Source organism: Thalassolituus marinus, from assembly GCF_020320395.1.
GTDB classification, from domain to species: domain Bacteria; phylum Pseudomonadota; class Gammaproteobacteria; order Pseudomonadales; family Oceanobacteraceae; genus Venatoribacter; species Venatoribacter marinus.
The window spans coordinates 1,040-21,575 of sequence record NZ_JAEDAH010000090.1; the positions used below are offsets into that span (position 1 = coordinate 1,040).

Sequence of the window (20,536 nt, forward strand, 5' to 3'; positions counted from 1 at the left end):
AACGCACAGATTCCGGCCAAACAGCTCTGGCTGGCCACACTGGCCGCATTTGCGACTGGACTACTTACGCTGGTTATCGTCATTATGCCAGCGGAATACAATATAGATCCGACCGGCATTGGTACTCAGCTGGGCTTAACCGCGCTGTCACCGGAGAAACTGAATGAAGCACCGTCAGCCCTGAGTAACTTAGCGAATATGGATGGTTTGACCACCCTGGTTATCCCGGCTGGCAGCGGTAAAGAGTTCAAACTGGAAGTGACAGAAGGCGGTCAGGTTGATTTTGAATGGATCACCGATGGTGCCAGTATTTATGTTGATACTCACGGCGAACCCTTTAACGATCCCAGTGGCTATTTTAAAAGTTATGCCATTGCCACAACTAGTGAAATGAAAGGCAGTTTTACGGCGCCGTTTGCGGGAACCCATGGCTGGTATTTCCGCAACGATAGTCAACAAGACATCACCATTCAGCTATTTTTTGAAGGTCAGTACGAAAATCCTCATGCGATGTAAATCGCTAACAAGTAACAGGAGTCACTCTATGAAAGCATTATTACTATCCGCCCTTCTGACGTTGTCTGCATTCAGCGGAACTGCGCAAGCCCACGGCGACCACGGCATGCTTGATGAGCGAGGCGCCATGGGGCTGGCAGCCCGCGTAGTGCAGAAAATGACAATACGCGATTATGGATTTACAGCAGGACAACTGGATAGCAGTTGGCAGAGTATCAGCAAAGATCAGGTCGTTCTGAAAGAAAGCGGACCTGGATTCTATGTTGTCGAAATCACTAAAGCCGGCTCTGAAGAAAAGGTATACGTCAAAGTACTGGTAAACGGGGAGGTTCCTGACGTATCTAAGGTATACCCATTTTGAGACCAAATGGATTGAGACTTGCTACTTTTGGAACAAACTGAGGTTTTATCAGTTTTATTGCCAGCCGCCTGGAACGAACTCAAATTTGATTAAATCTGGCAGGCGCTTCCTGTGGGATGTGCTTGCCAGATTGGATATTCATTAGTACGAAACAGTCCAGCTTCCGTCGCTCGTGACGACATCGACTTGGGTGGCTTCGCATGGGGCAGTAAATGCTACGGACACGGACTCCCCAAACTTCAGCTGCTTCGGAATAATCGGTTTTCTGGTAAAGCCGTTAAGATTTTCAATCTTGCAGTTGCCTTTATTTACGATTATGTCTTCGACCGTCACCTGATCCTGAATAGCCTTAACCTTAACTTCGACATATTTGACGCCAAACAGCTCGTTCACTCTGTTGAAGGTTTCAATTTCGACGTTGGGTTCTGGATCACTACATCCCATGAGTGCTCCAGCTAAAGCAACGACAACTCCCAGTTTTTTCATTCTGATTCTCCATTCAATATGTTTGCGGGCAAGGATATCGCTTGTGAGTTCTTAGAAACTCAACCTCAAGATGCTATCAACTCTGCATGCCCTGTATCTCTGGTCGGTGCTGCGAGATGGATCTTTTATTCGATGCTCTATCTGATTGCCGTTTAATTTTTGATCAAGGGTGTTACTTCAGGTCCTATGCTGATCTTGTACCTGAAACGGGTACATGGTATCGCGTACCTAGAATGGGAACAATGTTTAAATCATTGAATTCCCCGGAACATGATCGCTTGAGGGCTTGGCTGAAAAGCTGCAGAGAGCGTCAGAATATGACAATGAGAGAGTTGGCTGAGAAGCTCGACACTCCGCATTCCTTCGTCGGTAAAACTGAGCAGGGCGAGAGACGTCTGGATGTCGTCGAGTATGTCCGATACTGCAAAGCGCTCGGGGTTGATCCTGCGGAAGGGTTGAGTGAAATTGGATCAGGAAGTCGCGCTAATAAGTAACTTGCATGTTTGGTGTGGTGGTTACGTTCGATTAAGGCTGTTTCTGGCACTTGCCGCTTGACCCCGCACGACAATCTGTATGACAGCACGCGCCAAGACCGGAGTCGACGACCCTGCGGCCCTCGCGCCCAGCACCGCGGTCAGCTATCTGCTGGCCTTGTTCGACTATTTGCGCCTGCGGCAGATCGATGCGACCGAACTGCAGCGGAGCCTGAACGTGGATCTCAACGACCGCGATGCGCGCGTCAGCGAGCTGGAGGCGGCTGAATTGTTCAATCGCGCCGCCGTGCTGGCCCAGGATCCTGATCTCGGCGTGCATGTTGCCGAGCACATCCGGCCAGGGCATTACGGCGTTCTCGGCTATGTCGCCATGGCCTGTACGACCCTGGGCGAGGCCATGCTCGCCCAGCAGCGCTATCAGGGGCTGGTGATCACCGTTGCGCCGGTGGACGTGCGGATCGACGCCGAAGCGATCGTGTTGAGCTGGAACCGTTCGACCGATCTCCGCTACCGCCAGCTTGCGGAGTTCAATCTCGCCGGCATGCTGACTTTTGTGCGCTGGATCACCGGACAGGCGATCTCTCCGCTGGGCGTCGATTTCACATACGAGGCGCCGCAGCGCCTGGACGAGCAGCGCCGTGTGTTCGCCTGCCCGATACGCTTCCGGCAGGACAGTTACCGCATGATCGTGCCGAAGTCGTGGCAGGGACTGGGCCTGATCCAGCCGGACCCCGCCATGCGCCAGTTGATGGATCGCCTGGCCCAGCAGCAATTGCTGACGCTCACGCGCACGGACGATCCGCTGGTCCGCGCCCGCCGCCTGATCGCGCAGCGGCTGGGAGATGGCGAACTGGAGCTGAGTCATGTCGCCTCGGCGCTGCACGTCTCGCCACGGACCTTCCAGCGCAAGCTCCAGGAGCATGGTGAAAGTTTTACCCAGCTGGTCGATGGCGTGCGCAAGGAAATGGCTGAACGCTATCTGGAAGATGCCTCGCTGAGTCTCACGGACATCGCTTTTCTGCTGGGGTATTCCGAGCAGAGCGCCTTTGCGCGTGCCTACAAGCGCTGGACCGGGCACGCGCCGGCACGTACGCGACAGGCGGCGGCCGGTTGAGCCTTACTGAGGGGGCGGCATGGGCAGGGCCAGTGGCCGCAGGGGTTGACGGACAGGGTCCCAATCCGCGGCGGCCTGCCGCAGCCGCTCGATGCGCTCGGCGTCCAGCGGATGCGTCGAGAGCAGGGACGGTGCTTCACCGCCGTGTTCGGTGTGATAAGCCGCAAAAGTCTCGAATACCGAAGCGCCGCCGCCGGCGTGACCATAAAGTTTCTTCACTGCGGCGATGGCATGTCCGTCGGCGAGCGTTTCCGCCTGCCGGGAATAGCCGCGCTGGACCACGGTGGCAAAGGCCGTAGACAGGCTGCCGGCATTACCGGTCAGCAGGGTCAATGCCAGCTGATCGCCGGTTGGCTTGCCGATCAGGCCGGCGTGCCGCGGGATACGGCGCAATGCGGTGCGGTGACCCTGATCCAGCGCTTCGGCAGCGCGCTGAACCTGAATGTTCACTTCCACATGCTGTGGCTCGACGGCGTGTACGACGCGAACGTCGAGCCCCCGCGGCGCAAGCCGCGCCTGCGCCGCGCCCGTGCCCCCACCTCTGCGCAACTGACGCAGCTCGCCAACACCATCGCGCATCGCGTGTGCCGGCACCTGTCGCGCCGCGGCTGGCTCGAAGGCGAAGACGAATCCGTGTTCCTGTCCGACAGCGCGGGTAGCGACGACGGCATGGATGGGCTGCGGATGAGTTCGATGACCTACCGCATCGCCACCGGTCGCGACGCTGGCCGCAAGGTCGTCACGCTGCAAACATTGCCCGGTGACGCAGGCTCGCTGGAGGGCGATGCCGGCAAGGTCGGCGGCTTCTCGCTGCATGCCGGCGTGGCCGCGGAAGCACACGAGAGCCACAAGCTCGAAAAGCTGTGCCGCTACATCACGCGCCCGGCGATCAGCGAGCAGCGGCTGTCGATCTCACCGCAGGGTAGGGTGCGTTACCAGCTCAAGACGCCGTGGCGCAATGGGACCACGCATGTCGAATGGGATGCGGTGGACTTCATCGCCAAGCTGGCGGCACTGGTCCCGCCACCTCGCGCGCATCTCACCCGCTTCCACGGCGTATTCGCCCCGAATGCAAACCTGCGCGCGCAGCTGACGCCATCGGGGCGCGGCAAGCGGCCTGCGAGCGATGCAGTGCCGGTGGACGTCAGCGCCCACGACGAACCGCGCAGCCCCGAGCAGAAGCGCCGTGCGATGAGCTGGGCGCAACGGCTCAAGCGGGTCTTTTCCATCGACGTCACCACCTGCGCCAACTGCGGCGGCGCGGTGCGGATCGTCGCCAGCATCGAAGACCCCAAGGCCATTCGCGCCATCCTCGCCCACTTCGAGAAACACGGCGCGCTGGAGCAAGCGCACTACCGGCCCGCAGCGCGCGCCCCGCCGCCGGCCGCGTGACGAGGTGCCGGCCACGCAGCCGGCAGCCAAGCCAGAGTCCGATCCGATGCGGCCACGACCCCGCAGGGCTGCGCTCGGCCCTGTGCCGGGATTCGGTGAGAAATGGCTACGCACTGAGCCGCTGCGTGGCCCCGCGATGTCGAAAACCCACGCATGAACCCCCGATCTGTGCCCGATCTGTGCCCAAAGCGGCGCTTGCGCGGCCGCTTCCTACCTGCCAGACTCGCAAAAAAGGGCGGTTGAACTTCCTATACCCGACCTCGCCCTCGGCGCGGTCGCCGGCTAGCTTGAGGTTCACGGTCGTCACGTTGTGATGCAGGATTTCCATGGCCTTCTGGATTTCCGGCAGCTTGTCGATGAATTCCATCGCCAGGCCCTTGGCGAAGTGGCCGTGATCGTCAATCGCATCCTCGTGATAGAGCGTACGCATCTTGACGTGATCGTGGCGGTCGGCAGCGTTGCAGTAGGCCATGATCAGCTCGTAAATCGCCTGCTTGTCGAGCAGTTCGTCGAGCTGCTGTTCGCGCGTCTTGCCGCTCATCAGCTCAATCCCACGACCGGCAGCGCGACGCCGTGCACCGCGCGCGCCTGCTCGGAGCAGAGGAAGGTGATGACTGCCGCCAGATCGCCCGGCGCGACCCATTTCTTCGGATCGGCGTCTGGCATCGCGGCGCGATTCGGTGGCGTGTCGATGATGCTGGGCAGCACGCAGTTGACGTTGATGTTCTGCTCGCGCAGTTCGCCGGCCATGGCTTCGGTGATGCGGATCACCGCGCTCTTCGAGGCGCTGTAGGCCCCCATCTGCGCCACGCCTTTCTGGCCGGCGCCAGCGCCGACGTTGACAATCTTCCCGCCGCCGCCCGCCAGCATCGCCGGTACCGCGGCGCGCACGGCATTGAGCAGGGTGCCGACGTTGATGTCCTGCATCTTTTGCCAGTCGGCTGCCGCAGTGGCATGCACCGGGGTGCCCATGGCGAAACCGCCGGCGATGTTGCAGAGGGCGTCGAGACGGCCGAACTTCTGCATCGCGGCGTTAACCGCATTCTGCGCCGAGGCAGAGTCGAGCAGGTTGGCCGGCAGCAGCAGGCGTGTGTCGGCGGTGCCGGGATACGCTTGTTGCAGCACGGCCTCGCTGACGTCGGCCAGCGCCAGCCTGGCGCCACCAGCAGCAAAGCCTGCGGCAACCGCCTTGCCGAGAGAGCCGGCCGCGCCGGTAATCATCACCACCTGATTGTCGAAGCGCATGGCGTTTCCGTATGAGGAATCTGGTTTATTGAAGCAGACGGCAATGTGCGGGCGAATCCTGCAATCGTGTGAGCCCGCATGCCGGCGATTTCAGCTTGCCTTGGTGGCCGCTTGCGTCTGCCAGTAGGGGTGATCCGGCGGATATTGCGGACCGTCCGGCGACCACTCCGGCGGGCCGAAAATCCAGCCCAGCTTGTTGCGCCAGCCCTTGGCGTTCCAGACCTGGCGCAGCATGAAGGCGGTCTCGTGGAAAATCACGGTGGGCAGGCTGAAGGTCTTGAGGTCGTGCACCAGGCCGTATTTCACCGGGACGTCGCGGCGCTCTTCCTGGAAGGTGCCGAACAGCTTGTCCCAGATAATGAGGATGCCAGCGTAGTTCTTGTCGATGTAGATGCCGTTGCTGCCGTGGTGGCCGCGGTGATGCGAGGGCGTGTTCATGAACTTTTCGAGGAAGCCCAGGCGGTCGATGGCCTCGGTGTGGATCCAGTACTGGTAGATCAGGCTGATGCCGAATTGCACCGCAATCGCCAGCGGGTGAAAGCCGACGAAGGCCAGCGGCAGGTAGAACACGAAGGTATACGCCGGGCCCAGGGTCGACTGGCGCAGCGCAGTACTGAGGTTGTAGTGCTCGCTGGAATGATGATTGACGTGCTCCATCCAGAACAGGCGGCAACGGTGCGCGCTGCGGTGATACCAGTAATAGGTAAAGTCGTCGGCGAAGAACAGCAGCACCCAGGTCCACCAGACGAGGGGCGAGAGCGTGAACAGGCGATGTTCATAGACGAAAGCAAACAGCCAGCCGGTATAGCCTGCGCACAGGGCCAGCATGCCGAGCTTGATCAGGCCCAGCGAGATGCTGACGCTGCTGTCCTTGATCTCGTAGCCCCTTTTGCCCTTGCTCTTGGCGCGGCGCAGGGCGAACCACTCCCAGGCCATCAGGACCAGAAAATAGGGGATGGCGATGTAGAAGATGTATTTGGCCCACCAGTCCAGCGTTTCCATAAGCTCCTCGATTCGCACGATGTATTGACTGTTAGCATTCTCTCCATTGTGTATCACTCTTGCCGGAATCAATCAACAGGATACGCCATCCTTCTATCTCCCCGTACACCAGAAATGACCATAACTCGGCTTTCGATTCGCTTTCCTTTTAACCTGGCGATACTGCCAGGTTTTTATGCTGCAGACTCCAAATGCATTACTCAATGAATGGATTGAGCAGTTTTTCATCAAAGATAAGGCCCTTAAGATCATGGGTTTCACACAAAGTTTTGAAGCTATTGGTGCAATAAATAATTGAACTGCGTGAGCGTTCTGAGAGGAATACTGTCTTACTTGCGATATCTGATTCAAGGAATACCAAGTGCTTAAGGCCAATCAAGGTTCCATCTGAATATTCATTCAATGTTAGCTCAGGGTCTTCCTTGCCGTAGGTTGTGCAGTGGAAGAAGTAATAAGGGCTGTTATCAATTGTTATAGGTAGGAATTCACCGCAAGGTGTTAAGCTTTCTTCAAGTAAGCTTTTAGCTTTCGGTGTCATACATAATACGCCACCCAGCCAGATCATGACGTCAGGCAGATCGTCGGCTTTGGGTGATTCTTTGTAAAAACTGGTTTTGAAGTTTACCCATATATCCTTAATGGGAGTGATACGCATAGGGAACCTTAGGTAAGTCATCTCGTCAGCGTCGTCACTGATTTGGTCCATTATGTCCATAGGTGTTAAGTGGACCGCTTGGTATCTGAGGGTATCCCCTTTGACTTGATAAACAGTCATGCTGCTCCATCCCATTGAACATTTTTCGGTTTCAAGACTTCTGAAGGAAGCATGCCTGAGAGTATCTCTTGCTTCACTGTCTTAAGCTTTTGTATCAATACCATTTCAGGTATCTCGTGTAGGCCGAAATTATGAACTATCCAAGTCTCATAGTTGTACCTGTGGATTTCTTTGTGTGAAGGACATTTAGGGGCACCCCAGTGGCCTCGATCACAGTTGTTACTTGGCATCCACAATCCATTTCTTGGGTCGTTAATCCCAACCCCGGCGACGTGCATATACAGGCGGGCAAAGTACAGGTCAGTCTGTCGATACTGACCCTTGCCGGGAATTATGTGGTGAGCTTCATAGGACTTAGCAGGTTTTGGTTCACCAACAGCTCTTAAGTTGTCTGCGAGCAAAGCAGTCGGGTGGTAGTCTTCCTTCATAAGAGTTTTAGCGGAAGATGTCTTGCACTGCTTTCGGTAATCTTCGAGACCTTGTTGAATCTGTGCCAGAGCCTTGATGCGGTGGCGCTCAAGTTTGAGGGCGTCAAGGTCGGCTCTGTGTTTTTCCCGAAGCTTTTTCAGTTTTTCAGGGCTATGCCGCTGACTATTCGTTGCCAGAACGTCTTTGTGATACTTGGCAGCTCTCTGCTCATATTCATAAATTGCGGCTTCAAGAGGTGAGGCCGCTCTCGGAGGGCTATTGGGTGCTGGGGGTTGCTCAAAGGTTTCCATACCTGTGTCCTGAGGATAAGCAGTAGGACCGGAGTGTACAGGCTTTGCGTTTCTCAGTGAAAGACTGGAGCCAGTAACTGAGTATTTAAAAGTGTAATGTATGGTGTAGTATTTACGATTGAGTGATTAAAAGTCCTTTAAAATCAAAAGTCTAACACCAATGCATCATAGGGGTGTGTTTGGCGGTAGCCTGAGTCATTTCCGGATGTCCTTGTGTTAATCTGAAGGGCGATTGTATGTGATTCGGCGAGGATAAAAAAATGGACGCTGAACGGTTAGCTTCAGTTCAGGCACTGGCAGAAATGCTGACGGCCCGGAATCTGCGGGTTGTGACCGCAGAATCCTGTACCGGTGGTGGCATCGCCAGTGCATTAACCGATGTTGCAGGCAGCTCTTCCTGGTTTGAATGCGGCTTTGTGACTTACTCAAATGAGGCCAAAAGCCGCTATCTGGATGTTTCACCACTGGTCATCGAAGAGTTCGGTGCGGTCAGCGAACAGACCGTACGGGAAATGGTTGCCGGTGCAGTGAACAACAGTCTGGGGGATCTGGCAGTGGCTGTGAGTGGTATCGCAGGCCCGGGCGGCGGTTCGCTGGAAAAACCTGTTGGCACGGTCTGGTTCGCCTGGGGCAATGAAGACCAGCAGATTACCGAGTGCTGTCACTTTGACGGAGACCGTGAGTCTGTGCGCGAACAGGCGGTATTACATGGCATTCGCGGGCTTTGTCGCTGGCTCTGTTGCTGAGTTGTAAAAGAGGGGTTGGCGACAGAAATAAGCTGTGCTTAAATACTGGTTAAATTTACAGTGATTTAACTGGTTGGGATCACAGGGTCTCCACCACAGCCTCAATACAGGACAGACTAATGGACGCGAATAAGCAGAAAGCACTTGATGCGGCACTGAGCCAGATTGAACGCCAGTTTGGTAAAGGCGCCATTATGAAAATGGGTGAGCAGCCACGCGAAGCCATTCCGGCGATTTCTACTGGTTCTCTGGGGCTGGACATCGCACTCGGCATCGGCGGTCTGCCTGTTGGTCGTATCGTAGAAATCTACGGTCCGGAAAGCTCCGGTAAAACCACCATGTGTCTGTCGGTTATGGCGCAGGCGCAGAAAGCCGGTAAAACCGTTGCCATCATCGATGCTGAGCACGCACTCGACCCTCTGTATGCTGAAAAGCTGGGTGTAGATCTGGATACTCTGCTGGTGTCTCAGCCGGATACCGGTGAGCAGGCGCTGGAAATCTGTGACAGCCTGGTTCGCTCCAACGCGGTAGACGTTATCGTCGTTGACTCGGTTGCTGCTCTGACCCCGAAAGCAGAGATTGAAGGCGAAATGGGCGACAGCCACGTTGGTCTGCAGGCCCGTCTGATGTCGCAGGCACTGCGTAAAATCACCGGTAATGTGAAAAACGCTAACTGTCTGGTGATTTTCATTAACCAGATTCGTATGAAGATCGGTGTGATGTTCGGTAGCCCTGAAACCACTACTGGTGGTAACGCACTGAAATTCTACTCCTCCGTTCGTCTGGATATTCGTCGCACTGGCTCGGTGAAACAGGGTGATGAAGTAGTGGGTAACGAGACCCGTGTAAAAGTGGTTAAGAACAAGGTTTCCCCACCGTTCAAACAGGCAGAGTTCCAGATTATGTATGGTCAGGGCATTTACCACATGGGCGAAGTGATCGACCTGGGTGTGAAGTGCAACCTGGTTGATAAGTCCGGTGCCTGGTACAGCTATAAAGGCGACAAAATTGGCCAGGGCAAGGCCAATGCTGCAGCCTATCTGGATGAACACAAAGAACTGGCTGCCGAAATTGAAGCACAGATCCGTGCTCAGCTGCTGACGGTTACTGCAGCCAGCACAGAAGACAGCGAAGTGGATGAAGAAGCAGAAGCCTGATCCGCTGACCTTACCTGAATTGCGCCGGGCAGCGGTTGATCTGCTGTCCCGGCGTGATCATTCCCGCCAGGAGCTGCATCGTAAGCTTCTGCCTAAAGCCGCATCCGTCGACGAGCTCAACCAGCTGTTGGATGAACTTGCCGAGCGACGCTGGCAGTCTGATTCCCGTTTTGCCGAAACCTTCGTTAACAGTCGAATTAATCGTGGCCATGGCCCGGTCAGAGTGAAGCACGATTTACGCAGCAAAGGCGTAGCCAGTGATGATATTCAAGATGCGTTCGCAGATCAGGATACCGACTGGAATGAAAAGGCGCTGGACGTTGCTCGACGCAAGTTTGGCCTGCATGCCGATCTGAGTGACATGAAACTCAAAGCGAAGGTGGCCCGCTTTCTCGCCTATCGTGGGTTTACTACTGGTCAGATTCAGTTCGCTATGGCTCGTATAAGCACGGGTGAAGATACAACTTTTACTGACTAAACTGCCTTTTTCCTGCCAAACCGGGACCTGTCGCCTCAGTCTATTGACACCTTTCTCAGTCAATCCGATGATCGACAGTTGTTATTGATAAAAGAACAATTGTTAATCCGGCGGAGACCGGGGGAAAAATTATAATGGTGCTGGGGGAGGATATGGGCCCAACTGTCCAGGTCGATATCGTACTGGTGCAGCATTTACTCAACTTCTGGGATGAGCAGGGAATCGATGTCGCTCCAGTGCTGGTGTCACTGGGGATATCTGATGTCAGTCCGTTACCACCCTGGGTGAGTGCCGATAAGCTACGTAGTGCTCAGGCGTTAGTATTCGCTGGTCGTGAAAGCACGATGCTGGGGTTTGAAACTGGCTGCTATCTTGCAGCCCGTCATTTGCCTATGGGTGAGTTAATCAGCTGCGCAGAGAACCTTGCGCAGGGATTACCCGCGGCTATTCGTTTTGCCCATCGTACGGTTGGTATTGCGACGCTCGAAATTAAATCGATCGAGTCCGGCGTCGAGCTGTTACCCAAAGCGCTGGATGGTTCAGAGCTTACAGTATTTGAAAAACAGCAGACGCTGGCCGCCCTGACGGTATTGTGTCGGGAGACGCTGGGCGCAGCCTGCTCTCCGGCCGATCTGAATATGACGGTGGATTACGAGCTGGATACTGCCGCCGCTGAAGCGTTGCTGGCGATTCCGGTTGTACGTGGAGAGCACGCATCACTGTCGGTTTCAGCTGCTGCCTGGTTGCAGTTAAATCCGAATCATCAGGCGCTTGTGTATTCGAATACGTTGCGCGAATTGCAGCGTAAGGAGCAGAAGCTGGCAGAGCACCTGACGCTCTATTCAGAATTGCAGGACATTATTGAAGCCTGTTTGCTACGCCGTCATGTGGCGCAGGAAGATGTTGCCGGTCAGCTGGGTATCAGTGTGCGCAACCTGCAACGTCGCCTGAAAGCATTGGGTACGACCTATCAGATGTTGCTGGATGAAAGTCGTCAGAATCTGGCGCTGAAGCTTATTCGCGATGAATCTTCGCCGTTATATGAAATTGCTTATATGGTTGGCTATGCCGAGCCGAGCGCGTTTTACAAAGCGTTTCGCCGCTGGACAGGCGCAACGCCCGGCGATTATCGCCAGGCGCAGAGCGATGCACTGAGTAACGCCTGATCAGTGCAGTTTGAGGCGTGGGCGGATCACTTTATTAATGTGACCTACGAGAGTCAGCAGTAAAGTGTGCCAATAGCCATGTAAGGCAATCTGGTGTAATCGGTACAGTGAAACGTACACGATACGCGCCAGGCGGCCTTCGATCATCATTGAGCCTTTCGACAGGTTCCCCATCAGACTGCCAACGGTGCTGTAACGGCTCAGAGATACCAGAGATCCCTTGTCGCGATATACGAATTCCGGCAGGGAACGTCCCTGATGGCGTGCTTTCAGTGCCTTGAACAGATGGCTGGCTTGCTGATGAGCAGCCTGGGCCCGAGGCGGTACAGGCTTACCATCCTTGTCCAGCACGCAGCAGCAGTCACCCAGGGCGAAGATGTTCTCGTCTTCGGTCTGCAGACTGGCATTGACCATCAGCTGGTTGGCGCGGTTGGTTTCCAGGCCAAGGTTTGCCATGAAGTCCGGTGCTTTAACCCCGGCGGCCCATACCATCAGCCGTGCCGGAATAACGCGTCCGTCTTTGGTGTGAAAGCCTTCGGCGGTGGCTTCGGTAATCAGCGTCTGTGTAAGAACGCTGACCCCCAGCTTTTCCAGCTCATGCGTGGCCGCAGCGGAAATACGCTCCGGCAGTGCAGGCAAAATGCGTGGGCCGGCTTCCACCAGACTGACCTTCAGGTTCGCTGGTGTCAGCTTGTTGAGACCATAACTGACCAACTCTTCGGCGGTGTTGTAAAGCTCTGCCGATAGTTCAACGCCGGTCGCACCTGCGCCGACAATGGCAATTTCCAGATCCTGTGGTTCATCACCTTCTTTGGAATTGGCGCGTAGAAACTCATTCAGCAGCGTTTGATGAAAACGCTCAGCCTGACGGCGGCTATCGAGGAAGAAGCAGTTATCTTTGGCGCCTTTGGTGCCGAAATCATTAGTCACACTGCCAATGGCCAGTACCAGAGTGTCGTAGCCGACCCGACGTTCAGGAACAATAATATCTCCCTGTTCGTCCGTCATCGGGCTGAGGATAATCTCCTTGCTGGCCCGATCCAGACCAGACATTCTGCCCAGCTGAAAACTGAATCCATGTACTTTACCGTGTGCGCGGTAATTGAGTTCATCGATGCCCGAATCCAGAGCGCCGGTGGCAACCTCATGTAACAGTGGCTTCCACAGGTGCGTTGGATTCGCATCAATAAGCTCAACCTGAGCTTTCTTGCGGCGACCGAGAACCCGGCCGAGCTGAGTTGCTAACTCCAGCCCGCCGGCCCCGCCGCCGACGATGACGATGCGTTCCATAAGAACTCCTGAACTTAAAAACTGCATCGATTATACGGACAATGCGGTCATATGTGGCCGCATTCGTACATAAAAGTGCAATATTGGCTCTCGTCGACGGGTTATCGGTCAGTTAAGCGGTTTCGCTTTTGCTCTGCGGCGTATTTTGACGGAAATGGCTGATCAGCTGTTCGCTCACCTGTTGGGGTTTGTCGTGCGCAAGCCAGTGAGTGGCATCCGGGTAGGTAACCAGCTCCCCGGCGGACAGGTAGTCCAGGCTGGCTTTGGCCATGGGCAACGACAGAGCAATATCCTGTTCGCCCCAGAGGATACGGGTCGGGACTGATAAGCGGCCATCATTTTCAGGGATGCGGATCATGCGCAGCATCGCGCGATAGTAGTTCACCATGCCGCGCGCGCAGCCCGGTTGAGCCCAGGTATGGGTCAGCTGGATCATATCTTCCTGAGTGTATGAGCCCGGTAATGAACTCTTCTGCAGCATGGTCTTAAGGATGGCAAAGTCTGAACGTCTGAGCAGCCATTCCGGTAGCCATGGCAGCTGGAAAAAGAAGATATACCAGCTCTTAAGCATCTGCAGAGGGCTGGATTTCAGGGTGTTCAGGAAAGCCACCGGGTGAGGCACATTGAGGATGCTCAGGCTGAGCAGAGCCGACTCATGGTGAATGGCATACCACCAGGCAACTGCAGCGCCCCAGTCGTGGCCGACCAGATGGATCTGCTCACGTCCGCTGTGCTGGCGGATTGCCTCAATATCGGTGATCAGTTCGTCCAGTGCATAGCGGCGATAGTCTTTGGGTGCAGAGGAATGGCCGTAACCACGCATATCGGGAACGTATACCCGATAGCCAGCGGCGGTCAGTGGGCCAATCTGATGCCGCCAGGTATTCCAGCATTCCGGGAAACCATGCAGCAATACCATGACCTCCCCCCAGGCAGGCCCTGCCGCTCGTACATCCAGTTGTATGTCGCCGTTATGAATGCGGAAATGTTCCATTGCCAGCCTTGTTCAGTATGGGGTGAGTGTGGTCAGTTACCCTCAGGCCACAGCCATAGCCCCAGAGCATGGCTGGTGCCCGCCGCCAGTAATATCACTGACAGTGTGAGTAGTGGCGCTTTGAAGGTCATTGGCCATGCGCGCCAGCGCATGTGCCAGTGTAAACGGGTCGGGTGGCCGAACGGACCGATGGCGAAATGGACCATCAGGATCACCATCGCCGGAATCATGGCGGCGATCACCCACGGATTAATCATGTCATTGTTCCTGTTGCAGCTTTACCAGTAAGCCGGAACATGCCTTTTGATTAAGCGCCTCTTCGGCGCTGTACACTGTCAGTTGAGTGCACTGGCTGAGCAGTTCCAGACGTTTGTCATGGTACTCGTCTGCATCCATCAGTCCCAATGCTTTGGCGTATTCGTAATAAATAACCGCCAGCTGATCATTATTTTTCAGTGCATCATTGAACGCCTTCAGCGCGCGTTTCTCGGTCGAGCCGTAGGTCATACGACCGATAAAAGAGCCCACACGATCAACAACGCCTGCATGAATGCCACCCAGCATGGCCGGGTACATCGCATTGGCCGGATCTTCTTCGATTAATTCATACAGGGTTTGCTGCGTTGGGCCGAGATAGCCACTGGAGGTCGCGTCACCGGTGTCGAGCATCTCCAGCGTGCGGGCGTGGGCATAGGCCAGTCCGAATCGAGCGAAGGCATTTTCTCTGGCCAGAGGCAGCAGTTTTTCTGAGGCTTCGGCCGCTTCTTTAAACAATCGCAAACGGCTTTCGCGCTCATCAACCAGTAAGGTGGCGTACATCAGCTTGGAATAGAGGGCGGGAATAGCGCCTGCTGGCCCCAGAGACATACCCAGATCATAGGCCTGCTGGAAATTACCCTGGTAATGCAGGCGCCAGACATCGGCGACAGCCAGAGCCAGTGGTGCGTTATCGCCGTGCAGCAAAGCGACCAGCGCCGCGGGCGCATCCGTTTCAGCCGCAAGTTCCAGGCTGAGTTGTCTGACAGCTGGGTATTGTTCAAAGAAATCCGTCAGCCACTGCTGATCGGGATGAGGCAGGCCCGGAGCGGAATTCAGCAGCGGCCAGTATTCGCGCAGTGCGTCGCCGGAATAGTCAAACTGCTGCAGTTGCGAGTCGTATGGTTGCCAGTCTTCTGCGTGAAGCGCGGGTACGACAGCTAAAAAGAGTAAAAAGAATAAACGCATAATGCCCTCCGAGGAGGGCGATTATAACTAGGGTGCTGTGTTTGACCGGGTGAGATCCGGCCAGGCTGAATTACTGGAAAGCCTTTCCTGGCTGTACGCCCAGTTTTTTCAGAATCATAGCGAGAGGGCAGAAGCCTGAAAAAGCCGCCTGAAACATGTTGGCGCCCACGAATGCTGTGAACCAGAGCCAGTTCACGCTGTGCACCTGGGACAGGCCGACAGACACCAGAATCATCAGACCCGCAAACGCAAAGACAAAGCGATCGACGTTCATAGGTATTACCCTTCTCTAAATTAGAATATGCTTATATAGTTATCTTAAGTCGGTCTGTCGTCAAGTAATTTTTTATATCAGATTGTTTGCCGGACTCTATTGGCGTCAGAAAACACCAGCGGGGGACTCGGCGCCAGCTCTGCAAACCGCTATACTGCCGGACTTTTACAGATTAACTGCTTCCGGATACCCGCAGCCGTATGAAAAGCTCAGAGATTCGCAAGGCTTTCCTTGATTACTTTGCCTCCCAGGGACACGAAGTTGTCGCGTCCAGCCCACTGGTACCAGGTAATGACCCGACCCTGCTGTTCACTAACGCCGGTATGGTTCAGTTCAAGGACTGCTTCCTAGGTAAAGACCAGCGCAGCTATACCCGTGCTACATCGTCTCAGCGTTGTGTGCGTGCTGGCGGCAAACACAATGACCTGGAAAACGTCGGTTACACCGCACGTCACCACACCTTCTTTGAAATGCTGGGTAACTTCAGCTTTGGTGATTACTTCAAAGAAGATGCGATCAAGTTCGCCTGGGAATTTCTGACCTCTGACAAGTGGCTGAACCTGCCAGTAGAAAAACTGATGGTGACGGTTTACGCCGAAGACGATGAAGCCTACGACATCTGGAACAAACAGGTTGGCGTACCGGCAGAGAAGATCGTTCGCATCGGTGACAACAAAGGTGCCCGTTACGCGTCGGATAACTTCTGGGCGATGGGTGATACCGGTCCTTGTGGTCCATGTACTGAAATCTTCTTTGACCACGGCGAACACATCTGGGGTGGGCCGCCAGGATCTCCGGAAGAAGACGGTGACCGTTTCATAGAAATCTGGAACAACGTATTCATGCAGTTCGATCGTCAGCCAGATGGCGAGATGATTCCACTGCCTAAGCCTTCTGTTGATACCGGTATGGGCCTCGAGCGTATCTCGGCCATCATGCAGGGCGTGCACAGCAACTACGAAATCGACCTGTTCCAGGCGTTGCTGGCGGCCGCCGGTGAGCTGACTGGCTGTAAAGACACCGAGAACAAGTCTCTGCGTGTAATTGCTGACCATATCCGTTCAACCAGCTTCCTGATTGTTGATGGCGTACTGCCATCCAACGAAGGCCGCGGTTACGTACTGCGTCGTATTATTCGCCGTGCTATCCGTCATGGTCATATGCTGGGTGCACCGATTGGCTTCTTCCACAAGCTGGTGCCAGCGCTGTCTGAACAGATGGGCGACGCCTACCCTGAACTGATCACTCTGCAGGAGCACGTACAGAAAGTACTGCGTCTGGAAGAAGAGCAGTTTGCCAAAACCCTCGATAAGGGCATGGCGATTCTGAATGATGCTATTGCTGATCTGGACGGCGACACCATTCCGGGCGAAACCGCATTCAAACTCTATGATACCTACGGCTTCCCGCTGGATCTGACCGCTGACGTTGCTCGTGAACGCGACCTGAAAGTCGACGAAGATGGCTTCAACAGCGCCATGGATAAGCAGCGTGAAATGGCCCGTGCCGCTGGTAACTTTGCCGGTAACTATGGCAAAGGACTGGAAATTGAAGGTGCGACCGGCTTTCTCGGTTACGAGCAGCTGGAAAACACCGGCACCGTTAAAGCACTGTTCGTTAATGGCGAAGCCGCAGACACTCTGAATGCTGGTGACGAAGCCATTCTGGTGCTGGACGAAACTGCATTCTATGCAGAAAGCGGTGGTCAGGCGGGCGACAGCGGCTTCCTGAAAGCTAGCGGTGTTGTGTTCCAGGTTACGGACACCACCAAAGAAGGTAAGAATCACCTGCACCAGGGCGTGCTGGTGGAAGGCAGTGTGAAGGTTGGCGATCAGCTGACGGCGGAAGTCGATGCTGAAAAACGTCAGGCGACGGCACTGCATCACTCTGCCACTCACTTACTGCACGCAGCTCTGCGTCAGGTTCTGGGTGAGCACGTGGCACAGAAAGGCTCGCTGGTAACCTACGACAAACTGCGTTTCGATTTCTCTCATCTGGAAGGCGTAAAAGCCGAAGAACTGGTGCAAATCGAAAACATCGTTAACGCCCAGATTCGTGCGAACACCGAAGTCAGCACTCGTCTGATGAACATCGAAGATGCCAAAGCCTCCGGTGCCATGGCACTGTTCGGCGAGAAGTACGACGACGAAGTGCGTGTGCTGAGCATGGGTGTGGATAACTTCTCGGTTGAGCTGTGTGGCGGTACCCACGCCAAGCGTACCGGTGATATCGGCCTGCTGAAGATCAGCTCTGAAAGCGGTATTGCTGCGGGCATCCGTCGTATTGAAGCGGTGGTTGGTCAGGCAGCGCTGGACTTTGTTGCTCGTGAAGAATCCACGCTGAGCGGTATTGCCCGCGCATTGAAAGGCTCCACCGATAATGTTGGTGACAAAGTCGAACAGATGCTGGCGCGTACCCGTCTGCTGGAAAAAGAAATCGAAGCACTGAAAGGCAAGCTGGCATCCAGTGCTGGTTCCGATCTGGCTGGTCAGGCGCAAGACGTTAACGGCGTTAAGGTACTGGCGGCACAGCTGGACGGCGCTGATGTTGCGGCACTGCGTACCACTATGGATCAGCTGAAGAACAAGCTTGGTTCCGCGGTGATTATGCTGGCCTCTGAAAGCGAAGGTAAGGTAACCCTGCTGGCGGGTGTCAGCAAAGACCTGATCGGTAAAGCCAAAGCCGGTGACGCAGTGAAAGAGTGTGCGCCATACGTTGACGGCCGTGGCGGTGGTAAGCCGGAAATGGCTCAGGCGGGTGGTCAGAAACCGGAAGGTATCGCTGACGCTCTGGCAGCCTTCGGCAAGTGGGCTGAATCCGTACTCTGATTCAGTCACCCTTGTCGTCAGAAAGCGGGCTGCGGCCCGCTTTTTTGTGGGCGATGATTGACCAAAGTTCATGCAAATAACCGGGATGGTATCTTTCCTGAACTGATCAATTGTTGTTTAATTGCGCCCTTTCACACAGTCAACCCCTAAGAGCAATCATGGCGTTATACGTACAGAAATACGGCGGCACATCCGTAGGCACGATCGAACGCATCGAAGCGGTTGCAGACAAGGTTAAGTCATTCCATGACGCCGGCCATCAGATGGTCGTAGCCGTGTCGGCAATGAGCGGAGAAACCAATCGCCTTATCGGACTCGCAAAAGGTATTTCGGAGACCCCGGATCCACGCGAGATGGACGTTCTGGTATCCACCGGCGAGCAGGTGACTATTGCCCTGCTGTCTATGGCACTGAAGAAGCGCGGCATTAATGCCCGTTCATACACTGGCTGGCAGGTTGGTATTAAAACCGACAGCTCTTACATGAAAGCCCGTATCGAAGACATCGATACCAGCTCCATGCGTGCGCAACTGGACGCCGGCGGTGTGGTCATTGTGGCTGGCTTCCAGGGTATTGACGACGACAACAACATTACCACGCTGGGTCGTGGTGGTTCTGATACCACCGGCGTTGCGCTGGCAGCCGCTCTGAAGGCTGACGAGTGCCAGATCTATACCGACGTTGACGGTGTATACACCACCGACCCTCGCGTTGTTCCAGCGGCACGCCGCATGGAAAAAGTAACCTTTGAAGAAATGCTGGAAATGGCCAGCCTGGGCTCCAAGGTTCTGCAGATCCGTTCGGTAGAATTTGCCGGCAAATACAAAGTACCGCTGCGCGTGCTTTCTTCATTTAAGGAAGGCAACGGCACCCTGATCACAATGGAGGAGAACAGCTCCGTGGAAAATCCAGTAATTTCAGGTATCGCGTTTAACCGTGATGAAGCCAAACTGACTGTTAAAGGTGTACCGGATATTCCGGGTGTTGCTTCCCGTATCCTGGTTCCTGTCAGCGAAGCCAACATTGAAGTGGACATGATCGTTCAGAACGTATCAGAAGATGGTACTACTGACTTCACCTTCACTGTTAACCGCAGCGAGTATCAGAAAGCTCTGGGCCTGCTGAAAACCATCGGTGAAGAAATCAACGCACGCGAAGTCACCGGAACTGATGACATCTGTAAAGTGTCTATGGTGGGTGTGGGCATGCGTTCACACGCCGGTGTGGCCAGCAAGATGTTCAAAGTCCTGGCTGATGAAAATATCAATATTCAGGCCATCACGACCTCAGAGATCAAAATCTCTGTTGTGATCGCTGAAAAGTATCTGGAGCTGGCTGTACGTGCACTGCACACTGCATTCGGTCTGGATGCAGAGGCAACCGAAGAGTAATTCGACCAGCCCTCGCAGGGCGCCAATGACTGGCGCCCTCTAATAACTAAAAATTCTCAGCAAGTCCTACAAAACTGACTGTAATGGTCAATACTGAAAACGGGAACGTGAGGATACCGGCGCAAGCCACCATAGCACCCTAGATTTGAACAGGAATGTCAGGAGACCTCCTATGCTTATTTTGACCCGTCGCGTAGGCGAAACATTAATGGTTGGTGACGAAGTCACCGTCACCGTACTCGGTGTAAAAGGTAACCAGGTTCGTATCGGTGTAAATGCACCGAAAGAAGTTGCGGTACACCGTGAAGAAATTTATCAGCGCATTCAGCGCGAGAAAGATGGCGACGAAACCAACGGAAATTACTAACGCCTTAATTTCGTTAAAATTTTTCCTTTGAATTTTCGATGAACGTGGTATTATGCGCGCCGTGCTCCGGAGAGATGGCCGAGTGGCTGAAGGCGCACCCCTGCTAAGGGTGTATAGGTTTACCCCTATCGAGGGTTCGAATCCCTCTCTCTCCGCCACGTTCTTTCTGCTTCATGCAGATGCGTAAAATAGACGTTGACAGCTAATGCCAACTACCTATAATACGCGCCCCACGATGCGCGCTCGTAGCTCAGCTGGATAGAGTACCTGGCTACGAACCAGGCGGTCGGAGGTTCGAATCCTCCCGAGCGCGCCATTTAATCCCCAAAGATTAGATGTCCCCCGTGGTTACAATATGATGCGCGCTCGTAGCTCAGCTGGATAGAGTACCTGGCTACGAACCAGGCGGTCGGAGGTTCGAATCCTCCCGAGCGCGCCACTCATTTTCTTCTGCTTTATCCGAAGCTAAAAACTCCCAATTTATCTGATACGTTTTCGAGTTCATTCGCGCTTGGTC

23 protein-coding genes, 3 tRNA genes and 1 pseudogene are annotated in these 20,536 nt (G+C 54.8%); 15 read left to right on the plus strand and 12 right to left on the minus strand.

The window, feature by feature from the left end; translation table 11 throughout:
• Window positions 1-516 (plus strand): hypothetical protein (locus I9W95_RS13920; protein WP_225675933.1); only part of this gene is annotated, 516 nt, incomplete at its 5' end.
• Window positions 517-544: 28 nt separating this feature from the next.
• On the plus strand, window positions 545-877 hold the full coding sequence (locus I9W95_RS13925) for a DUF6488 family protein (protein WP_225675935.1): 333 nt from the start codon (window positions 545-547) through the stop codon (window positions 875-877).
• 141 nt (window positions 878-1,018) lie between these two features.
• On the opposite strand, the gene I9W95_RS13930 is transcribed toward I9W95_RS13925, so the two are convergent.
• The gene (locus I9W95_RS13930) at window positions 1,019-1,363 is read right to left on the minus strand and encodes a hypothetical protein (protein ID WP_225675937.1); all 345 of its coding nucleotides are present in this window, start codon (window positions 1,361-1,363) and stop codon (window positions 1,019-1,021) included.
• 242 nt (window positions 1,364-1,605) lie between these two features.
• Between I9W95_RS13930 and I9W95_RS13935 the strand changes: the two genes are divergently transcribed.
• The gene (locus I9W95_RS13935) at window positions 1,606-1,857 is read left to right on the plus strand and encodes a helix-turn-helix domain-containing protein (RefSeq protein ID WP_225675970.1); all 252 of its coding nucleotides are present in this window, start codon (window positions 1,606-1,608) and stop codon (window positions 1,855-1,857) included.
• Between the two features lie 79 nt (window positions 1,858-1,936).
• Window positions 1,937-2,971 (plus strand): AraC family transcriptional regulator, encoded by a 1,035-nt coding sequence (locus tag I9W95_RS13940; RefSeq protein ID WP_054258074.1) that lies wholly within the window; start codon window positions 1,937-1,939, stop codon window positions 2,969-2,971.
• Window positions 2,972-2,974: 3 nt separating this feature from the next.
• Here the strand turns inward: I9W95_RS13940 and I9W95_RS13945 are convergent, their stop codons facing one another.
• Window positions 2,975-3,427: a M48 family metalloprotease gene (locus tag I9W95_RS13945; RefSeq protein ID WP_068595586.1), complete on the minus strand. Its 453-nt coding sequence runs from the start codon at window positions 3,425-3,427 to the stop codon at window positions 2,975-2,977.
• Between I9W95_RS13945 and I9W95_RS13950 the strand changes: the two are divergent.
• Window positions 3,308-4,363 (plus strand): annotated as a pseudogene (locus I9W95_RS13950) (transposase); the annotation flags it as partial. The gene I9W95_RS13945 and the pseudogene I9W95_RS13950 sit on opposite strands and share 120 nt — an antisense overlap.
• 106 nt (window positions 4,364-4,469) lie before the next feature.
• Here the strand turns inward: I9W95_RS13950 and I9W95_RS13955 are convergent.
• From I9W95_RS13955 to I9W95_RS13975, 5 genes are all read right to left on the minus strand, one after another.
• On the minus strand, window positions 4,470-4,904 hold the full coding sequence (locus I9W95_RS13955) for a nuclear transport factor 2 family protein (protein ID WP_008645849.1): 435 nt from the start codon (window positions 4,902-4,904) through the stop codon (window positions 4,470-4,472).
• A complete protein-coding gene (locus I9W95_RS13960) occupies window positions 4,904-5,608 on the minus strand; it encodes an SDR family NAD(P)-dependent oxidoreductase (RefSeq protein WP_008645848.1) in 705 nt (234 codons plus the stop codon). The genes I9W95_RS13955 and I9W95_RS13960 overlap by 1 nt, the downstream gene beginning before the upstream one ends.
• Before the next feature lie 90 nt (window positions 5,609-5,698).
• Entirely contained in the window at window positions 5,699-6,610 is a 912-nt protein-coding gene (locus tag I9W95_RS13965) for a sterol desaturase family protein (RefSeq protein WP_225675939.1), read from the minus strand.
• 196 nt (window positions 6,611-6,806) lie between these two features.
• Complete coding sequence (locus I9W95_RS13970; RefSeq protein ID WP_225675941.1) at window positions 6,807-7,385, minus strand: hypothetical protein; 579 nt, start codon at window positions 7,383-7,385, stop codon at window positions 6,807-6,809.
• Window positions 7,382-8,104, minus strand: coding sequence for an AHH domain-containing protein (locus I9W95_RS13975; protein WP_225675944.1), 723 nt, complete (start codon window positions 8,102-8,104; stop codon window positions 7,382-7,384). Before I9W95_RS13975 ends, I9W95_RS13970 begins: the two co-directional genes overlap by 4 nt.
• Window positions 8,105-8,364: 260 nt before the next feature.
• On the opposite strand from I9W95_RS13975, the gene I9W95_RS13980 reads away from it, so the two are divergent.
• From I9W95_RS13980 to I9W95_RS13995, 4 genes are all read left to right on the plus strand, one after another.
• Complete coding sequence (locus I9W95_RS13980; protein WP_225675946.1) at window positions 8,365-8,850, plus strand: CinA family protein; 486 nt, start codon at window positions 8,365-8,367, stop codon at window positions 8,848-8,850.
• 119 nt (window positions 8,851-8,969) lie between these two features.
• Entirely contained in the window at window positions 8,970-10,007 is a 1,038-nt protein-coding gene (recA, locus tag I9W95_RS13985; protein ID WP_225675948.1) for a recombinase RecA, read from the plus strand.
• Window positions 9,988-10,485 (plus strand): regulatory protein RecX, encoded by a 498-nt coding sequence (locus tag I9W95_RS13990; RefSeq protein ID WP_225675950.1) that lies wholly within the window; start codon window positions 9,988-9,990, stop codon window positions 10,483-10,485. Before recA ends, I9W95_RS13990 begins: the two co-directional genes overlap by 20 nt.
• 152 nt (window positions 10,486-10,637) lie before the next feature.
• Entirely contained in the window at window positions 10,638-11,651 is a 1,014-nt protein-coding gene (locus I9W95_RS13995; protein WP_225675952.1) for a helix-turn-helix domain-containing protein, read from the plus strand.
• Here I9W95_RS13995 and I9W95_RS14000 read toward each other — a convergent pair whose 3' ends face one another.
• The 5 genes from I9W95_RS14000 to I9W95_RS14020 form a co-directional block, all read right to left on the minus strand.
• Window positions 11,652-12,941: an NAD(P)/FAD-dependent oxidoreductase gene (locus tag I9W95_RS14000; RefSeq protein ID WP_225675954.1), complete on the minus strand. Its 1,290-nt coding sequence runs from the start codon at window positions 12,939-12,941 to the stop codon at window positions 11,652-11,654.
• A gap of 112 nt (window positions 12,942-13,053) precedes the next feature.
• A complete protein-coding gene (locus I9W95_RS14005) occupies window positions 13,054-13,935 on the minus strand; it encodes an alpha/beta fold hydrolase (protein ID WP_225675956.1) in 882 nt (293 codons plus the stop codon).
• A 32-nt stretch (window positions 13,936-13,967) separates the two neighbouring features.
• Window positions 13,968-14,192, minus strand: coding sequence for a hypothetical protein (locus I9W95_RS14010; protein ID WP_225675958.1), 225 nt, complete (start codon window positions 14,190-14,192; stop codon window positions 13,968-13,970).
• Window position 14,193: 1 nt separating this feature from the next.
• Window positions 14,194-15,159 carry a hypothetical protein gene (locus tag I9W95_RS14015; RefSeq protein ID WP_225675960.1) on the minus strand — a complete coding sequence of 322 codons (966 nt, stop codon included), beginning with the start codon at window positions 15,157-15,159 and terminating at the stop codon, window positions 14,194-14,196.
• Between the two features lie 70 nt (window positions 15,160-15,229).
• On the minus strand, window positions 15,230-15,433 hold the full coding sequence (locus I9W95_RS14020) for a YgaP family membrane protein (RefSeq protein ID WP_225675962.1): 204 nt from the start codon (window positions 15,431-15,433) through the stop codon (window positions 15,230-15,232).
• A gap of 200 nt (window positions 15,434-15,633) precedes the next feature.
• Here I9W95_RS14020 and alaS point away from each other — a divergent pair, with 200 nt between their 5' ends.
• The 6 genes from alaS (at window position 15,634) to I9W95_RS14050 (ending at window position 20,458) form a co-directional block, all read left to right on the plus strand.
• Window positions 15,634-18,261 (plus strand): alanine--tRNA ligase, encoded by a 2,628-nt coding sequence (gene alaS, locus I9W95_RS14025; RefSeq protein ID WP_225675964.1) that lies wholly within the window; start codon window positions 15,634-15,636, stop codon window positions 18,259-18,261.
• Window positions 18,262-18,419: 158 nt separating this feature from the next.
• A complete protein-coding gene (locus I9W95_RS14030; RefSeq protein WP_225675966.1) occupies window positions 18,420-19,652 on the plus strand; it encodes an aspartate kinase in 1,233 nt (410 codons plus the stop codon).
• 172 nt (window positions 19,653-19,824) lie between these two features.
• Window positions 19,825-20,019: a carbon storage regulator CsrA gene (gene csrA / locus I9W95_RS14035; protein WP_225675968.1), complete on the plus strand. Its 195-nt coding sequence runs from the start codon at window positions 19,825-19,827 to the stop codon at window positions 20,017-20,019.
• A gap of 68 nt (window positions 20,020-20,087) precedes the next feature.
• Window positions 20,088-20,177 (plus strand) — tRNA-Ser (locus I9W95_RS14040).
• Window positions 20,178-20,258: 81 nt separating this feature from the next.
• Window positions 20,259-20,335: transfer RNA gene (locus I9W95_RS14045), tRNA-Arg, on the plus strand.
• Between the two features lie 46 nt (window positions 20,336-20,381).
• Window positions 20,382-20,458 (plus strand) — tRNA-Arg (locus tag I9W95_RS14050).
• The last annotated feature ends 78 nt before the right edge of the window (window positions 20,459-20,536 follow it).